A 15,544-nucleotide genomic window follows, 5' to 3' on the forward strand; every position below is an offset into this window, starting at 1 on the left:
TTTGCTCGATCGTGTGATGGGGTTTTATGCTGATAAAAGAGCTTCGGCATGATGACAAGCCACATTACCGAGCTCGTCTAATGCCCTCAATCGGGGAGTTTCATTTTGGCATCGCCCTGATGCATGGGGACATCTTGCATGGAATGCGCAGCCCTTTGGCACGTTGAGCGGGCTGGGCAGTTCGCCAGAAATTGACGGGCGAGTATGGCGTTTGTCCGGATCAAGAGAAGGTGCTGCTGCCAGAAGAGCCTTGGAGTAGGGGTGTTTTGGGGCGTTGAAGAGCTGTTCTGAATCGCCGATCTCAACAATTGTGCCCAAATAAATCACTGCGACCCTGTGGGAGACGTGGCGGACAAGTCTGAGGTCATGCGCCACGAACAGGATGGTCAGATCCAGTTTGTCCTGCAATTCCAGCAGCAAGTTCACCACCTGTGCCTGCACCGAAACATCCAGCGCCGACACCAACTCATCGGCAACCAGCACCTCCGGCTCAACCGACAAAGCCCGTGCAATAGCAATGCGTTGGCGTTGCCCACCAGAAAACTCATGAGGCAACTTATCCGCAGCATCTTGCGGCAGGCGCACCAGATCAAGCAGCTCGGCAATGCGATCACTAATCTGCTCAGGAGGTCGCATATTATGAACACGCAGAGCTTCCGTGAGTACTTGCCGGACTGTCATGCGGGGATTGAGGGAGGAGTAAGGGTCCTGAAACATCATCTGGACCTTGCGGTTATACTCCCGCAATGCACCGGCATCTTTGGCGGCAACCTCTTGTCCGTCATAGCGGATGGTGCCTTTGTCCGCCTCATAAAGACGGGCCAGACAACGGGCTAAAGTGGACTTTCCGCAGCCGGATTCGCCAACAATTCCAAGGGTTTCACCCCGTTTCACCTCAAGGCTTACCCCATTGAGTGCTTTAACAATGCGTTTTTCCTTGCGTTGAATTGCGTCGAAGAGGGTTCTTTTGAGCGGAAAGTGTAAATGCAGGCCCTCAACTTCCAAAACCGGAGCTTCATAGGTCATGCCAGCACCTCCTCACGAATATCTGCTGTGAAATGGCAAGCAGATGAAATTCCATCTCCCAACTGGGAGAGTGGTGGTTTACTACCAAGACACACATCCTCCACTTTGTGGCAGCGCGGCGCGAAGGCGCATCCTTTCGGCAGGGCATCCAGCGCCGGTGGTGTGCCGGGAACAGAGTACAGTGGTGTGCGGGGTGGAATGTTTTCCGGTACCGACTTCAAAAGGCCGAGCGTGTAAGGGTGCTGAGGTCGTTTTAACACATCGCGAACAGAACCGGTTTCTACCAAGCGACCAGCGTACATCACCGCCACGCGATCACAGGTTTGCGCGACCACGCCCAGATCGTGGGTAACCAGCACAATCGCCATGTTGAGGTCCTTGGCCAGTGAGAGCAGCAGTTGCAGGATCTGATCCTGAATGGTCACGTCCAGCGCTGTGGTCGGTTCATCCGCCAGCAACAGTTCCGGATTGGACGCCAGTGCAATAGCGATCATCACCCGTTGGCGCATGCCGCCGGAGAACTGGTGCGGGAAATCCTTGAGGCGGGACGAGGCGCTGGGAATACCAACAGTGTCCAGCAGCTCGATGGCGCGGGCCTTGCGGGCACGGCGATCCAGATCCGTGTGGGCTTTCAGGTTCTCCTCAATCTGCAAGCCCACGGTGAGCAGCGGGTTGAGCGAGGTCATTGGCTCCTGAAAGATCATGGAAATCTGACTTCCACGAACAGACTGTAATTGCTTGTCTGTGCGGGTGAGCAGATCCTCTCCCTTCCAGTAAACATTGCCTTCTACTGTGCCGTAATCCCGTGCAAGGCCGATGATGGAACGCAGACTGATGGATTTACCGGAGCCACTTTCGCCCACCAGACCAAGCACTTCGCCAGCGCGCACGTCAAAGGAGATGCCATCAACAGCGCGCAACGCGCGGCCCTTGCTGTGAAACGTGGTTGTGAGGTCTCGAACCTGCAGCAGGCTCTCATTTTGGTTGGTCATTATGATGCCCCCCTTGGTCTGAGAACATCGGCAAGGCTGTCTCCAACAAGAGAGAAACCAAGCCCAGTCACAACAATCGCAATGCCCGGCATCAGGCTCATCCACCAGGCGGTGGTGATGAAGTTACGCCCTTCTGCGATCAGCACGCCCCATTCTGCCTGCGGTGGCTGTGCGCCAAGGCCGAGATAACCAAGAGAAGACCCAAGCAGGATGGCGAGCGCCATGTCGGTCATCCAATAGGTGATCAGCGGTGTTGTGGCGTTGGGCAACAAATGGCGGAAGATGATGCGAGTGGAGGAGTATCCCATCACCCGTCCGGCAGAGGCATAATCGCTGGTCATCTGCGTCATGATTTCTGCACGGGTGAGGCGGGCATAATAGACCCACTGCACCAGCGTCACCGCCACATACATGTTGGTCAGCCCCGGTCCTAAAACTGCAACAACTGCAATGACCAGCACCAGAAACGGGAAGGTGATGGTGACATCCACCAAGCGGCCAAAGAGCACATCTGCAATGCCGCCGTGATAAGCAACCAGCGAGCCAACCACAACGCCAATCACCATGGCAAAGAAGGTGGCAAAAAACGCGATTTGCATATCAACCTGATACGCCCAGATCACGCGGGAAAGCGTGTCACGCCCCAAATTGTCCGTGCCAAACGGATGCGCCCAGCTTGGTGACTTCTGGATCGCATTGAAGTCAAAGGCGTTGGGATCATACGGTGCAAACGCCCATGGGAATACGGCAAGCAGGATGGAAGAGGACAGGATGAAGAAGCCCAGCAAGAACCCTGGGCGGAGCAGAGCTTTGACCCGTGGGTGGAGCTTTTTCTTCTGCGGTGTGGTGGCTTGAAGAGTATCGAGCTGGGTCATGACAGGCGTAACCTCGGATCAAGCCATGCCTGCACCATGTCGGTGAACAGAAACACGAGAGAAACCATAACAGCGAAGGTGAGGGTGAGGCCCTGTATCAGCGGGTAATCACGGGCAAAGATCGCCTCCAGCATCAACCGGCCAAGACCGGGAACCGCGAATACCGTCTCCGTCACCAGCGTCCCACTCATCAGGTTGCCAATGGAAAGGCCAAGCAGTGTGACAGTGGAAATCATTGCGTTGCGCAGAACATGGCGGCCCAGAATGACACTGCGCGACAACCCCTTGGAGCGGGCGAACTGCACATAGTCGGCATCCAGCACCTCAATCACGGCAGATCGCAAATTCCGCATGATGATTGCGGAGGTGTAGAGCGCGACCGTCAGGGCGGGCAGCATCAAGTGGTGCAGGTGTTGCAAAAACGTGGTGCCGTAACCACCAACCGGAAACAGCCGCAGCGACGCTGCAAGGAAGGTGAGCAGCAGCAGACCAATGTAAAACACCGGGGTTGAAAGCCCCACCTGAAAGCCGCTGCGAATGGCAATATCTAGACCACCATTTTTATTCAGCGCGGCAACAAAGGCCAGCGGGCCGGCAATGAGAATGGAAAGGCAAACGGCATAGAGGGTGAGGAACGCCGTGACTGGAATACGTTCAATAATAACTTCCAGTACAGGCGCTTTGAGAAGAATGGATGTGCCCATATCTCCACTCAAAGTGTTCTTTACAAAATAGAAGAACTGCATGACCAGAGGTTCATTTAACCCGAGTTTTTGGCGGATGAGTTCCAGCTGAGCTTCGGTGGCTTTGGCATCGGCCATGGCGATGGCCGGATCCCCTGGCAGCATACGTACCAGCAGAAAGATAACGACCATCACAAGAAGAAAGGTCGGAATGATCTGCAGCAACCGTGACACCAGATAGGAAAGTGACGACATTCCTGAGTCCTAATAGGGCGTGAGCATTGAGAGCCGAAGCGACAGATAATGGGATTGACGCTTCGGCTTTCCGGATTGCATAGGGCAGACGGTCTGGTCCTGCCGTTTTCTGATCAGACCACCCGCTCCGTTTACTTCACACCCGGCTTGCCTGTTGATGCAGACCGGATGCACTCAGAGGAGGAGTTATTTTGCAATCCACGCCGAGGAGAACTCATTGTTCCCCAACGGTGTCTGGAGATAACCGTTCACGTTGGCAGACAGAGCAACAGCAAATGGCGTTTCATAGAGGAACAGAAGCGGAGCCGCATCTGCATAGATTTCCTGCATGCGCTTGTACTGCTCACTGCGTTTTCCGGGTCAATCTCGGTATTGGAGGCCTCAAACAGGGAGTTGAACTCCGCGTTGTTCCAGCCAGTCCCGACAGCTTTACGGGTTGGGTAATAACCCAGCCAACCTGCAACCTGTGCCGGATCATTCACATCATTCACCCAGCCATAGGTGTGAATGTCGAACTCGCCGGAGCGGTTCTTCGCGCCGCGGGTCGGGTTATCAACCTGCTCCACTTTCACGTTGACGCCAATGGCGCCCCACATCTGCTGGATGGCTGCAAACAGAGTTGCATCATCAGAAGAACCTGCAAGTGTGGTCAGCGTGATTTCAGCTCCTTCAAGACCTGATGCAGCAGCAAGTTCTTTCGCCTTGGCAACGTCATATGGGTAAAGCGGACCGCCATCATGTGCCAGCTGGGTTGTCGATGCCATTAACGGGGATGTCATGGACTTGCCAGTGCCATGCGTGATCAACTGAACTAATGCGTCTTTGTTGATGGCATAGTTCAGCGCCTGACGCGCCTCTTTGGTTGCCATCGGGTTTGGAGAGCCATCTGCACGGGTTTCGCGAGAATTGATCGGGCTGTAGATGATGCGGGTGGATGGGTACAGCTCCATGTTGATCGCAGGGTCTGCCTTCAGCTCAGCCACACGAGAGAATGGCACGAACTCAGCACCGTTCACTTCACCAGCCTGCAGTTTCAGGATACGGGTTGCATCATCAGGAATCACGACGAAGCTGACCTCATCCAGATACGGCAGTGGTTTACCGTCTTCGCCCTGACGCCAGTAATGCGGGTTGGCGGAAAATGTCATGGTGCTGCCGCGGCTACGGTCTTTCAGCGTAAACGGGCCGGAAACAGGCGTAGCCGGAGCGAAAAGAGCAGTTGCTTTTTCCTGATCGTTTGCCCCTGGCGCAGCCTCAAACGCGGCCTTGGACACGATCGCGGTGTTGAAGGTCGCCAGAATTGAGATGATGGTCGGGTCAGGGTTCTTCATGGAAAGCGTGACACCATTCTTGGTCTCGGTGATGCTTTCAACAGAGCCCAAAAGGCCGGACCATGGGCCGAAGTCAGGATTTGTGGCGCGTTCCAAAGAGAATTTCACGTCTGCCGCAGTAATCGCGGAACCATCGGAAAACTTGATGCCGTCGCGCAGGGTGATGGAGATGGTTTTACCATCTGCGGAAACCTCATAACCGGATGCAAGGCCTGGAACGATGGTTTTGCCATCTGCCTTGGTGCGGAGCAGGGTATCATAGAGGTTTGTGACCATCCAGATATCCGGGTTCCGGTCTGCATAGACTGGATCAACCAGATTGGAATCATCATAGCGGGCGAAGGTGAGCGTGCCACCACGTTCCACGGCCTGAGCCGAATTGATGGCGAGCATCGACACGCCTGCAAGCGCGGCAATCAACAAAGTCTTCATGATAGTCCCCTCAATTGATACACGCCGGACCTGCTTATTATTTTATGATGCATGGTGGCGTGCAGGTGGTGGCCTCTCCCAAAAATTCCATTAGTCACCGGTGATATATCAGTATTATCTCTGATATATCTCTGTTGGCAAGAGGCAAAACTCAGTAAAGAAGAATTTTCATGACAACAAATCTATGCGGGGAGATAGTTTAGAAGTGAAATATTGCTAAAATTGCAGTTCCACTGAGAGAAACTTGCGCCCATTCCTCCTAGGAAGCTTAGAGGTATTCTAACAATCTCGGAGCCAAACTATTGATGTATTCTGGAATGATGCTCTTCAAACGCGAAAACGCGGCGCAGGAATATTTTTCCAACACCGCGTTAAAAATGAAGCTCATTCATTGAACTGAGGGATATTTTCCCTCACGCAACCTGTTTTGGTGCAGCCTTTTGAAAGGCTTCAATCTGCTCTGTTTGCTCAAAAATAGCACTGATGCGCGTGAGGTGAGAGCGGTCCACGCCCCAGCGATCCGCATTGTAAACTTGCGGCACAAGGCAGATATCAGCCAGTCCCACCTGATCCCCATGACAGAACTTACCGCTTTGCCCATCTGCCAGCATCTGCTCAAATGCATCGAGGCCTTTGGCGATGAACTCACGCATCCAGTCAATTTTAACCTGATCGTCTCCGCCAGCCAGCTCCACGATGCGCTGAACCACACCCAGATTACAAACCGGGTGAATATCCATAGCGATTGCATGAGACAGCGCACGGACGCGGGCCCGTTCGCGAGCGGTGGATGGCAACAGGGCAGGGGATGGGTGCAGCTCATCCAGATATTCGATGATGGCGAGCGACTGGGTCAGCATATCGCCGTCCAGATCCAGCGACGGCACAAAGCCTTGCGGATTGCGGCTCAGGTTTTCATCGGCCTTTTGCTCGCCTTTGAGCAGATTGACCGTGACCATATCGTAGGAGAGCCCTTTCAGGTTCAGTGCGATGCGGACCCGGTAGCTCGCGGAAGAACGCCAGTAATCATATAATTTTATGTTGCTCATCGTATTGGCGCCCCCTCCCAGAGCTCAATTCATGATCTTACGCGTATCGTTCCCCGAGAGTCGGTTCCCGACTTTTGGGAAATACGCTTTAGGTCCCGTCGGCAGCCTCGGCACTCATTTCCCCAATAAGTCCCTCTGCATTTTTCTGAACCTTTTCCATCAAAGACAGCAGAACGGCCTGTTCTTCAGCGGAAAGGTTCCCAGTCAGTGCTGCTTCCACATCCCGGACCAACGGAATGACATCGTTGAATACGGCAAGGCCTTTTTCGGTCAGGCGCAGGACGGATTTACGGCGGTCCTCTCCGTCAATATCGCGGCGCAGGAACTCTTTTTTGCGAAGGGCCTGCACAGCGCGGCTGACATTCACCTTGTCCATACTGGAGCGTTCGACAATCTCAGAAGCGGACAGCGCCTGATTGCGACCCAGAATTGCCATGGTGCGCCACTCAGAGACGCTGAGGCCGTACCGTTCCCGGTAAACACTTGAGACAGCAGTACTAACGGCAGTGCCAAAAACACGGACCTTATAGGGAAAGAACGACCCAAGCTGGAAGTCTTCCTTGTCCATCGTGTTATTCGCAGTCGCCATCATCATGTCTCGTTGGTTTAAAATGAAACTATTGCACATAGATACTTGCACAATCATCCTGATAGTATCAATTGCAACTATATGTCAAGAGCATGATCAGCGCCTCTGATATATATCCAAAAGTAGAATAATCAGCTATTTTTAGCCATTTTGCAGCATTTTAGCCCGCTTTCTTACGCTTAGGGAATTTGTTTTGGCGGAAAATGTTATTGACAAAGTTACAAGTGAAACTATTCTGAGATTAGATAAATTACAGATTGCCTGAGTCTGGGAGGACTTTGCTGTGATCTTCAATTGCCAAGGATGTGTTATGACGAGTTGGATCGAGAGTGCGAACGCACCGCACTGCCATTTCCCAATCCAAAATCTTCCCTACGGCGTGTTTGCCAAAAACGGTGAAGAGCCACGTTGTGGTGTTGCGATCGGTGACATGGTTGTTGACATGGCTGTGCTGGAATCCGCCGGACTTCTCAAAGCGGGCGCCGCCACTACAGTTTTCGATAAGCCAACTCTGAATGCCTTCATGGGCCTTGGCAAAACATCCTGGGACAGCGTTCGCGAGCAGCTGACATCGCTGTTTGCGAAAGGCGGCAATGATGCGCTTTCCGGCAATGATACGTTGAAAGCAAAAGCGCTGGTGCCAATGAGCGCTGCGCAGATGTACCTGCCTTTTGCAGTTTCCGAATACACCGATTTTTACGCTGGCAAGCAGCATGCCATGAACATTGGCACTATTCTTCGCGGCGCTGAGAATGCACTACCACCAAACTGGTTGCATATCCCAATCGGATACAATGGCCGCGCCTCAACGGTCATTGTATCCGGTACAGATATCAAGCGCCCTCTGGGTCAAACCAAAGCGCCAACGGCTCAGGTGCCTTCTTTCAAAGCCTGTGCACGCCTCGATATCGAGCTGGAAATGGGTGCGGTTGTTGGTACGCCAAGCACTATGGGTCAGCCGATCACCGTGCAGGAAGCCGATGATATGATCTTCGGTTATGTGCTGCTCAACGACTGGTCCGCACGCGACATTCAAGGCTGGGAATATCAGCCGCTTGGTCCGTTTCAGGCGAAAGCATTTGCAACCTCCATCAGCCCGTGGGTTGTGACGAAGGCAGCACTGGAATCCTTCCGCACCAGCACACCGGAACGTGAAAAAGAGCTTCTGTCTTATCTCAATGAGCCGGGTCCGATGATCTACGACATTGAGCTGCAGGCCTACATGCAGCCAGAAGGCGCTGACAAAGCGACTTTGCTCTGCCACACCAATTACAACCGCATGTACTACTCTGCGGCACAGCAGCTGACCCACCATGCCATCGGCGGCTGTAAAATGAACACGGGCGACCTGCTCGGCTCCGGCACCATTTCCGGTGCAGAAAGGTCCGAGTTTGGCTCCCTGATGGAACTCACATGGGGTGGCAAAGAGCCGATCACTCTGGACAGCGGTGAAAGCCGCACGTTCATCGAGGATGGTGACACCCTGACGCTGACAGGCTGGGCGCAGGGCGATGGCTTCCGCATCGGCTTCGGCGAATGTACCGGCAAAATTCTGCCAGCTCCAGATTTCAAAGCTTAATTAGGATAGTGACGATGGCTAAAGCATTTGCATCCAGTGGCGACATGGAAGCCAAAAAGATCTCCTTCACCGAAGTTGGACGCGATCTGTACGCGTTCACCGCTGAAGGTGACCCAAACACCGGCGTTATCATTGGTGATGACAGCGTCATGGTGGTTGATGCGCAGGCAACCCCTGTCATGGCTCAGCTCGTGGTTGATAAAATCCGCGAAGTGACTGACAAGCCGATCAAATACGTAACCTTGTCGCACTACCACGCTGTGCGCGTGCTGGGAGCATCCGGTTACGGCGCTTCAGAAATCATTGCCTCTGAAAAGTGTGAGGGCATGATCTATGAGCGCGGTCAGGAAGACTGGGACTCCGAGTTCGGTCGCTTCCCACGCCTGTTTGATGCAGCAGACTCCATTCCGGGCCTCACATGGCCAACCATGACCTTCAAAGACCGCATGACCATCAACATGGGCAGCCGCAAGGTTGAGCTGATGCATCTGGGCCGTGCCCACACTGCAGGCGACATTGTTGCATGGGTTCCCGATGAAGGCGTGATGTTCACTGGTGACATTGTTGAGTACCACTCTGCTTGTTACTGCGGCGACGGTCACTTCAAGGACTGGGGCAACACGCTCGACGCAATCAAAGCCTACAATCCAGACGCAATTGCACCGGGTCGCGGTGATGCGCTTGTGGGTCAGGACATGGTCAACAAAGCCATTGAGAACACGCGCGACTTTGTTGAGAGCACCTATAAACCAGCCGCCCGCGTGGCAGTACGAGGCGGCACGCTGAAAGAAGCATGGGACGCAGTGCGCGCAGAATGCGATCCGAAATTCGCTGACTACGCAATCTACGAGCATTGTCTGCCTTTCAACGTCGCCCGCGCTTTTGATGAGGCTCGCGGCATCGACACCCCACGCATCTGGACCGCTGAACGCGATCAGGAAATGTGGGCAGCGTTGCAGGGTTAATATGAATGAGCTGAGGTGAGGTGAGGATGTCCAAGATCCTCCTCACCACCTTTCCCCCTTCAAGGGATAAAGACCGCAAAGCTCAAACAAATTCGAGGTGGAAGACCTAAAGAGAGACGACAGGAAGCTACAGAATTTGGGTCACTCGCAACAGAGCGAATGCATCTAAGAAATAGAAAATACTGGCTCACGGCAACACCTTGAGTTCTTGTCTCTCTCAGCATTTTGGCAGCGTTTATCCTGAACACCAATTTTGCTGGCCCTTCCACCTTCAATACCGCAGGCGAAAGCCACCCCATATGCGTCAGGGCGCCGGATGGACCCCAAGTTCCAGCCGGCTCTCTAAAGTTGATTGATGTTTTGCCGGATGCTGGCTGAGGCATCACACTTGCTGGGAGGCAGCGTATGACGAAAAAAAAGATTTTCGAAGTTCCGCTTTATCCATATGTCCGGTCGCCGGATCAGGATGCGGAAAAGGCAGTGCGCCATAAGGTTGTTGTGGTGGGAGCAGGCCCGATTGGTCTGGCTGCAGCAATTGAACTGGCCATGCAGGATGTTGAAGTTGTTGTTGTTGATGACAACGACAAGGTGAGCTGGGGCTCTCGCGCGGTTTGTTATGCAAAGCGCCCGCTGGAAATCCTCGACCGCATTGGCTGTGGTGACCAATTTGTCGATAAAGGCGTTCAGTGGAACGTGGGCAAGGTCTTCTTTGACGAGCGTCAGGTCTATCAGTTTGACCTGTTGCCAGAAGACGGTCACAAGCGTCCGGCCTTCATCAACCTGCAACAGTATTACTTTGAAGAGTATCTGGTTGACCGGGTTAAAGAACTTCAGGCCCAAGGCAAGCCGATCGAGATCCGCGGCAACAACAAGGTTGTCTCCGTTGATCAGGGCAGTGACTTTGCAACTGTTGAGCTGGAAACACCGGAAGGCAACTATTCGGTCGAAGCCGACTGGGTGATCGCCTGTGACGGGGCTGCGTCTCCAATCCGTGCCATGATGGGTCTGGACTTTGTGGGCCGCATCTTTGAAGACAACTTCCTGATTGCTGACGTGGTTATGGAAGCAAACTTCCCGACAGAGCGCTGGTTCTGGTTCGATCCACCATTCAACCGTGGTCAGTCCGCTCTTCTTCACAAGCAGCCAGACAATGTTTGGCGCATCGATCTCCAGCTTGGCTGGGATGTCGACAAGGAAGAAGAGAAGAAGCCGGAAAACGTCATTCCGCGCCTGAAAGCGATGCTGGGCGAGGATGTGAACTTCGAGCTTGAGTGGGTTTCCATCTACACCTTCCAGTGCCGCCGCATGGAACAGTTCCGCAAAGGCCGTGTGATCTTTGCTGGTGACAGTGCCCATCAGGTGTCTCCGTTTGGTGCCCGTGGTGCAAACTCCGGCCTGCAGGACACAGATAACCTGATCTGGAAGCTGAAGCTGGTGATGGACGGTACGGCACCAATGAGCCTGCTGGACACATACGATGAAGAGCGTGTTTTTGCGGCTGAAGAGAACATTTTGAACTCTTCGCGTTCCACTGACTTCATCACGCCGAAATCTGCGATCAGCCGTGTGTTCCGCAATGCTGTGCTGGACCTTTCCGAGGCTGCCGAGTTTGCACGCCCACTGGTCAACTCCGGTCGTCTGTCCGTTCCGGCCACTTATGACGGGTCTTCTCTGAACAGTGATGATTGTGCTGGCATGCCAGTGCGCTCCCGTCCGGGCTCTCCGGCAGCAGATGCACCAACGGCGAATGGCTGGTTGCTGGATCAGATGGGCAACAAATTTCAGTTGCTGGCAATCAACACAGATGTGCCGGACACTGTCGATGTTGGCGGCGTGACCATCTCTGCATTGCGTGTAAACGCGACCGACGAGATCAAAGATCGTTATCTGGGAGACAAGTCTTCCGCTGTTTATCTGATGCGCCCGGACCAGCACGCTGCTGCCCGTTGGGAGACCTATGACGGTGCCAACGTCGCACAGGCCCTGAACCGCGCTATCGGCATTTTTGAGCAGGAGGCCGCACAATGAGCCATCTGAATACAAAAGCAAACATCGCCAAACCGGACGAGTTTTATCACGATCTTCTGGTTCTGCATGAAGGACGTTCTGAAGAGGAAAGCGAAGCGCTCAACGCCAAGCTGGTTCTCATTCTTGCCAACCACATCGGGGATGCAAGTGTTCTTCGTGAAGCAATGGACCTGGCTGCCAAAACACAGGCCAGAATACAGGGAGGAGGCGAGGCTTAGTCGCCTCGGTTAGAGTCTTATGAAAATTGAGCAAATTCACCACGTTGCCTACCGTTGTAAAGACGCAAAAGAGACCGTTGAGTGGTACACCAAAAACCTCAACATGGACTTCGTATTGGCGATTGCAGAGGACAAGGTTCCTTCTACACACGAGCCTGATCCTTACATGCATCTGTTCCTTGATGCAGGCAACGGCAACGTACTGGCATTCTTTGAACTGCCAACCAAGCCGGAAATGGGCCGCGACGAGAACACGCCAATCTGGGTGCAGCACATTGCCTTCAAAGTGAAGGACCGTGAAACTCTGATCGAGTTTAAAGAGCACCTTGAAGGCAACGGCATTGATGTGCTGGGCGTGACAGATCACTCCATCTTCCATTCCATCTACTTCTTCGATCCAAACGGACACCGCGTCGAGCTGGCCTGTCCGGATCCGGCAGAAGAAGAGAAGCTCAAGCGTCTCGATGCTGTGAAGTGGGACATGCTGGAAGAGTGGAGCCGCACCAAGAAGGCGCCAAAACACGCTGACTGGCTGCACGCAAAAGAACTCGGCAAAGCCTAGGATTAGGACTGCCTGAAGAATGGGGACTGGGAGGTTCCCGTTCTTCACCCAACAAAATGATTTTATTGGTATCTTTAGGGAGGGAGCCATGGAATTCTTGAAGACGAAAGTTGCCCGCCGCACGCTGCTTGGCATGGCAACAGCTGCCATGCTGGCGCCAACTGCATTTGCAACCGCTGCTTACGCAGAAACCAAGCTGGTTCTTTCCAGCTGGCTGCCACCACGCCACCCGATTGTGGTCAACGCAATCAAGCCCTGGGCAAAGGAAGTTAAGAAGGTTACCGATGGTCGCGTTTCTGTGCGCGTTCTGGCGAAATCTGCTGGCGCTCCACCTGCGCACTTTGACATGGCTGCTGACGGTGTTGTCGACATCACCTACGGTCTGCATTCCTTCACCAAGGACAACCGTTTCCAGCGCTCCCGCATCGGCCAGTTCTCCTTCCTTGGAGATGATGCTGGTTCCGGCTCCAAAGCATTTTGGGATGTTTACGCAAACGATCTGGATGCACAGGCTGAACATAAGGGCACGAAGGTTCTTGGTCTCTTCGTTCATGGCCCGGGCGTGTTCCATAACAACGTACGCAAGCTGAACACTCCAGCAGACATCGAAGGCCTCAAGATCCGTGTTCCGGGCGGTTACATTGCTGATCTGGCAAGCGATCTTGGCGCGTCTCCACTGTTCATGCCATCCGGCGAAGTCTATGAGACCCTGTCTCGCGGCATCATCGACGGTGTGACTTTCACTTATGAAGCGTTGACCGCGTTCAAACTGCTGGACCACGTCAAATACTCCATGCGCGTTCCAGGCGGCATCTACAACACCACATGGTTCCTCGTGATGAACGAAGACAAGTGGAAGGGCATCTCTGCTGAAGATCAGGCCGCTATCATGGCAATCTCCGGCGATGCTTTTGCTGAGCGTGTTGGCAAGGCATGGAACGGTGCGGATGAGAAAGCAATCGAGCGCATCAACAAAGCTGGCATCGAAATTTATGATGCATCTCCTGAAATGGTTGCGGCCATCAAGGAAAAAGCTACTGCCTACGAGACCGAATGGGCAAAGGCTGTTGCAGAAGATGGCTTTGACGGCACTGCTGCTCTCAAAAAATTCCGTAAATCTACAGGCGTAGAAAAGTGATCGGGTCTAACAACTCTTCAGGGGGCGCATCGCGGGTGCGCTCCCTCGCCAACCTCATTGAGCTTGGCCTTGGAATATGTTGCGCGTTACTCCTCGCGGGTCTGACTGGCCTTACAGTCGTTGATGTTGTTGGCCGTTACTGGTTCAACGCTCCTGTTCGCGGTGCTTTCGAAATCACCCAGCTGATGCTTGGCGCTCTGGTTTTCACAGCTTTGCCGCTAACAACCTCTCGTAAAGAACATGTTGAAGTGGACATGATCTACGGCATGGTTCCTCCGGTCATGCAGTCTCTGATGAAGGGCATTGCCTGGTCTGTTTCCACTGTCACGCTCCTGATCCTCTCCTGGCGGCTGGCTGCACACGCAGAGCGCCTTATGGAAGATGGAGCCGTCACCAATGCTTTGGACATCCCATTGGCACCCCTTGCCTGGATCGCTGCTGTCTCTGCGCTGCTGAGCGCCGGTTACACATTCGTATTCTTCAAAAAAGCATTCCGCAGAGGTTTTTAAAGTCATGTTCGAATCCCTTGTCGGCTTTGCAGCTCTGCTCGTCCTCATTTTCCTGCGCGTGCCAATCGCCTTCGCTATGATCTTTATCGGGGCGGCTGGTTTTGCGTGGCTGCGCGGTTGGTCTGCCACATGGTCTGTTGTCAGCAGCGTGGGTTTTGAAACCAGCCTGTCTTACTCGCTCTCCGTTGTTCCGCTGTTCATCCTCATGGGCAATCTGCTCACCATCTCCGGTGTCAGCCACGGCCTTTATGCTGCTGCAAACCGCCTGTTGGGTGGCGCGCGCGGGGGCCTTGCCATGGCATCAGTTGTGGCGTGCGGCGGGTTCTCAGCTGTTTGCGGATCATCTCTGGCGACAGCGGCCACCATGTCCAAAGTGGCCATGCCGTCCATGCGCAAGTACGGTTATGCAGACAGCCTGGCCTCTGGTTCCATCGCCGCTGGCGGAACGCTTGGCATCCTCATTCCACCATCTGTTGTGATGATCATCTACGGCCTGCTGACGGAGTCCGACATCGGCAAATTGTTCGTCGCTGGTGTCATTCCGGGTATTCTAGGGCTTCTGCTTTACATCGGCGCCATCTACGTCGCCACTTTGATCAACCCGTCTCTCGCACCCAAAGCTGAAGGTGTTGAGCCATTCACCCGCAAAGAAAAGCTCGGTGTCTTTGCTGTGCTCGGCCTGTTTGCTGTGATCATGGTTGGCATTTATGGCGGGCTCTTCACGCCCACTGAGGCTGCTGGTATCGGCGCTGGAACAGCGTTCCTGATCGCGTTGCTGATGGGTGGCATGACCATTCGAAATCTCTACCAAGCCATGCTGGAGAGTGCCCGCACCACAGCAATGATCTTCATGATCATCATTGGCGCGGAAGTGTTCTCCAACTTCGTGAACTTTGCTGGCCTGCCGGACACGCTGGCAGAATGGGTGCTGGAGCTTGAAGTCAACGCCTACATGGTGATCCTCGGGATCGTGCTCATCTACATCGTACTTGGTTGTGTGCTGGAGAGCCTCTCCATGATCCTGCTGACCGTGCCTGTGTTCTACCCGCTCATTCTGGAGTTGGACTTTGGCACAGAAGTACTGAACGATCCGGAAGCCGTGCTCATCTGGTTTGCAGTCATTGTGGTGGTGGTTACCGAGATAAGTCTGATCTCGCCACCGGTCGGGCTCAATGTTTTCGTGCTGCGCAACGTCCTCCAGGATGTCAAACTTTCCACGATCTTCAAGGGCGTGTTCCCATTCTGGGTATCCGACCTTGTACGCCTCGCGCTGCTGATCGCCTTCCCGTGGTTCTCTTTGTGGCTCGTTGGGG

15 protein-coding genes are annotated in these 15,544 nt (G+C 53.9%); 8 read left to right on the forward strand and 7 right to left on the reverse strand.

All coding sequences use genetic code 11. The annotated features are described in order from the left end of the window. Nucleotides 1–24 precede the first annotated feature (24 nt). From PPL9_RS03410 to PPL9_RS03440, 7 genes are all read right to left on the reverse strand, one after another. Nucleotides 25–1,026, reverse strand: coding sequence for an oligopeptide/dipeptide ABC transporter ATP-binding protein (locus tag PPL9_RS03410; RefSeq protein ID WP_057461338.1), 1,002 nt, complete (start codon nucleotides 1,024–1,026; stop codon nucleotides 25–27). After that, the gene (locus PPL9_RS03415) at nucleotides 1,023–2,018 is read right to left on the reverse strand and encodes an ABC transporter ATP-binding protein (protein WP_057461339.1); all 996 of its coding nucleotides are present in this window, start codon (nucleotides 2,016–2,018) and stop codon (nucleotides 1,023–1,025) included. Before PPL9_RS03415 ends, PPL9_RS03410 begins: the two co-directional genes overlap by 4 nt. Continuing rightward, nucleotides 2,018–2,893 carry an ABC transporter permease gene (locus PPL9_RS03420; protein WP_057461340.1) on the reverse strand — a complete coding sequence of 292 codons (876 nt, stop codon included), beginning with the start codon at nucleotides 2,891–2,893 and terminating at the stop codon, nucleotides 2,018–2,020. Before PPL9_RS03420 ends, PPL9_RS03415 begins: the two co-directional genes overlap by 1 nt. Further along, nucleotides 2,890–3,831 (reverse strand): ABC transporter permease, encoded by a 942-nt coding sequence (locus PPL9_RS03425; RefSeq protein WP_057461341.1) that lies wholly within the window; start codon nucleotides 3,829–3,831, stop codon nucleotides 2,890–2,892. Before PPL9_RS03425 ends, PPL9_RS03420 begins: the two co-directional genes overlap by 4 nt. A gap of 248 nt (nucleotides 3,832–4,079) precedes the next feature. Further along, the gene (locus PPL9_RS03430) at nucleotides 4,080–5,594 is read right to left on the reverse strand and encodes an ABC transporter substrate-binding protein (RefSeq protein WP_244273339.1); all 1,515 of its coding nucleotides are present in this window, start codon (nucleotides 5,592–5,594) and stop codon (nucleotides 4,080–4,082) included. 413 nt (nucleotides 5,595–6,007) lie between these two features. Continuing rightward, nucleotides 6,008–6,643 carry a maleylacetoacetate isomerase gene (gene maiA, locus PPL9_RS03435; protein ID WP_057461342.1) on the reverse strand — a complete coding sequence of 212 codons (636 nt, stop codon included), beginning with the start codon at nucleotides 6,641–6,643 and terminating at the stop codon, nucleotides 6,008–6,010. A gap of 88 nt (nucleotides 6,644–6,731) precedes the next feature. Next, entirely contained in the window at nucleotides 6,732–7,232 is a 501-nt protein-coding gene (locus PPL9_RS03440) for a MarR family transcriptional regulator (protein WP_208981803.1), read from the reverse strand. A gap of 310 nt (nucleotides 7,233–7,542) precedes the next feature. Between PPL9_RS03440 and fahA the strand changes: the two genes are divergently transcribed. The 8 genes from fahA to PPL9_RS03480 form a co-directional block, all read left to right on the forward strand. Further along, nucleotides 7,543–8,811 (forward strand): fumarylacetoacetase, encoded by a 1,269-nt coding sequence (gene fahA / locus PPL9_RS03445; protein WP_057461344.1) that lies wholly within the window; start codon nucleotides 7,543–7,545, stop codon nucleotides 8,809–8,811. Nucleotides 8,812–8,825: 14 nt separating this feature from the next. Further along, entirely contained in the window at nucleotides 8,826–9,776 is a 951-nt protein-coding gene (locus PPL9_RS03450) for an MBL fold metallo-hydrolase (protein WP_057461345.1), read from the forward strand. 405 nt (nucleotides 9,777–10,181) lie between these two features. Continuing rightward, nucleotides 10,182–11,804, forward strand: coding sequence for an FAD-dependent oxidoreductase (locus tag PPL9_RS03455; protein ID WP_057461346.1), 1,623 nt, complete (start codon nucleotides 10,182–10,184; stop codon nucleotides 11,802–11,804). Beyond that, nucleotides 11,801–12,022: a DUF2783 domain-containing protein gene (locus PPL9_RS03460; RefSeq protein ID WP_057461347.1), complete on the forward strand. Its 222-nt coding sequence runs from the start codon at nucleotides 11,801–11,803 to the stop codon at nucleotides 12,020–12,022. The genes PPL9_RS03455 and PPL9_RS03460 overlap by 4 nt, the downstream gene beginning before the upstream one ends. A 19-nt stretch (nucleotides 12,023–12,041) precedes the next feature. Then, on the forward strand, nucleotides 12,042–12,584 hold the full coding sequence (locus PPL9_RS03465) for a VOC family protein (protein WP_057461348.1): 543 nt from the start codon (nucleotides 12,042–12,044) through the stop codon (nucleotides 12,582–12,584). A gap of 88 nt (nucleotides 12,585–12,672) precedes the next feature. Then, nucleotides 12,673–13,722, forward strand: coding sequence for a TRAP transporter substrate-binding protein (locus PPL9_RS03470; protein WP_057461349.1), 1,050 nt, complete (start codon nucleotides 12,673–12,675; stop codon nucleotides 13,720–13,722). A gap of 35 nt (nucleotides 13,723–13,757) precedes the next feature. Next, the gene (locus tag PPL9_RS03475; RefSeq protein WP_057461350.1) at nucleotides 13,758–14,231 is read left to right on the forward strand and encodes a TRAP transporter small permease; all 474 of its coding nucleotides are present in this window, start codon (nucleotides 13,758–13,760) and stop codon (nucleotides 14,229–14,231) included. A gap of 4 nt (nucleotides 14,232–14,235) precedes the next feature. Next, on the forward strand, nucleotides 14,236–15,544 hold a 1,309-nt coding region (locus PPL9_RS03480), incomplete at its 3' end, for a TRAP transporter large permease (protein WP_082596503.1).

The sequence above is a fragment of the Pseudovibrio sp. POLY-S9 genome (assembly GCF_001431305.1).
Classification (GTDB): domain Bacteria; phylum Pseudomonadota; class Alphaproteobacteria; order Rhizobiales; family Stappiaceae; genus Pseudovibrio.

Excerpts from the sequence above, each read along its gene's own strand:
- PPL9_RS03410 (WP_057461338.1), bottom strand. The coding sequence starts at position 1,026 with ATGACCTATGAAGCTCCGGTTTTGGAAGTTGAGGGCCTGCATTTACAC.
- PPL9_RS03415 (WP_057461339.1), bottom strand. The coding sequence starts at position 2,018 with ATGACCAACCAAAATGAGAGCCTGCTGCAGGTTCGAGACCTCACAACC.
- PPL9_RS03420 (WP_057461340.1), bottom strand. The coding sequence starts at position 2,893 with ATGACCCAGCTCGATACTCTTCAAGCCACCACACCGCAGAAGAAAAAG.
- PPL9_RS03425 (WP_057461341.1), bottom strand. The coding sequence starts at position 3,831 with ATGTCGTCACTTTCCTATCTGGTGTCACGGTTGCTGCAGATCATTCCG.
- PPL9_RS03430 (WP_244273339.1), bottom strand. The coding sequence starts at position 5,594 with ATGAAGACTTTGTTGATTGCCGCGCTTGCAGGCGTGTCGATGCTCGCC.
- maiA (WP_057461342.1), bottom strand. The coding sequence starts at position 6,643 with ATGAGCAACATAAAATTATATGATTACTGGCGTTCTTCCGCGAGCTAC.
- PPL9_RS03440 (WP_208981803.1), bottom strand. The coding sequence starts at position 7,232 with ATGGCGACTGCGAATAACACGATGGACAAGGAAGACTTCCAGCTTGGG.
- fahA (WP_057461344.1), top strand. The coding sequence starts at position 7,543 with ATGACGAGTTGGATCGAGAGTGCGAACGCACCGCACTGCCATTTCCCA.
- PPL9_RS03450 (WP_057461345.1), top strand. The coding sequence starts at position 8,826 with ATGGCTAAAGCATTTGCATCCAGTGGCGACATGGAAGCCAAAAAGATC.
- PPL9_RS03455 (WP_057461346.1), top strand. The coding sequence starts at position 10,182 with ATGACGAAAAAAAAGATTTTCGAAGTTCCGCTTTATCCATATGTCCGG.
- PPL9_RS03460 (WP_057461347.1), top strand. The coding sequence starts at position 11,801 with ATGAGCCATCTGAATACAAAAGCAAACATCGCCAAACCGGACGAGTTT.
- PPL9_RS03465 (WP_057461348.1), top strand. The coding sequence starts at position 12,042 with ATGAAAATTGAGCAAATTCACCACGTTGCCTACCGTTGTAAAGACGCA.
- PPL9_RS03470 (WP_057461349.1), top strand. The coding sequence starts at position 12,673 with ATGGAATTCTTGAAGACGAAAGTTGCCCGCCGCACGCTGCTTGGCATG.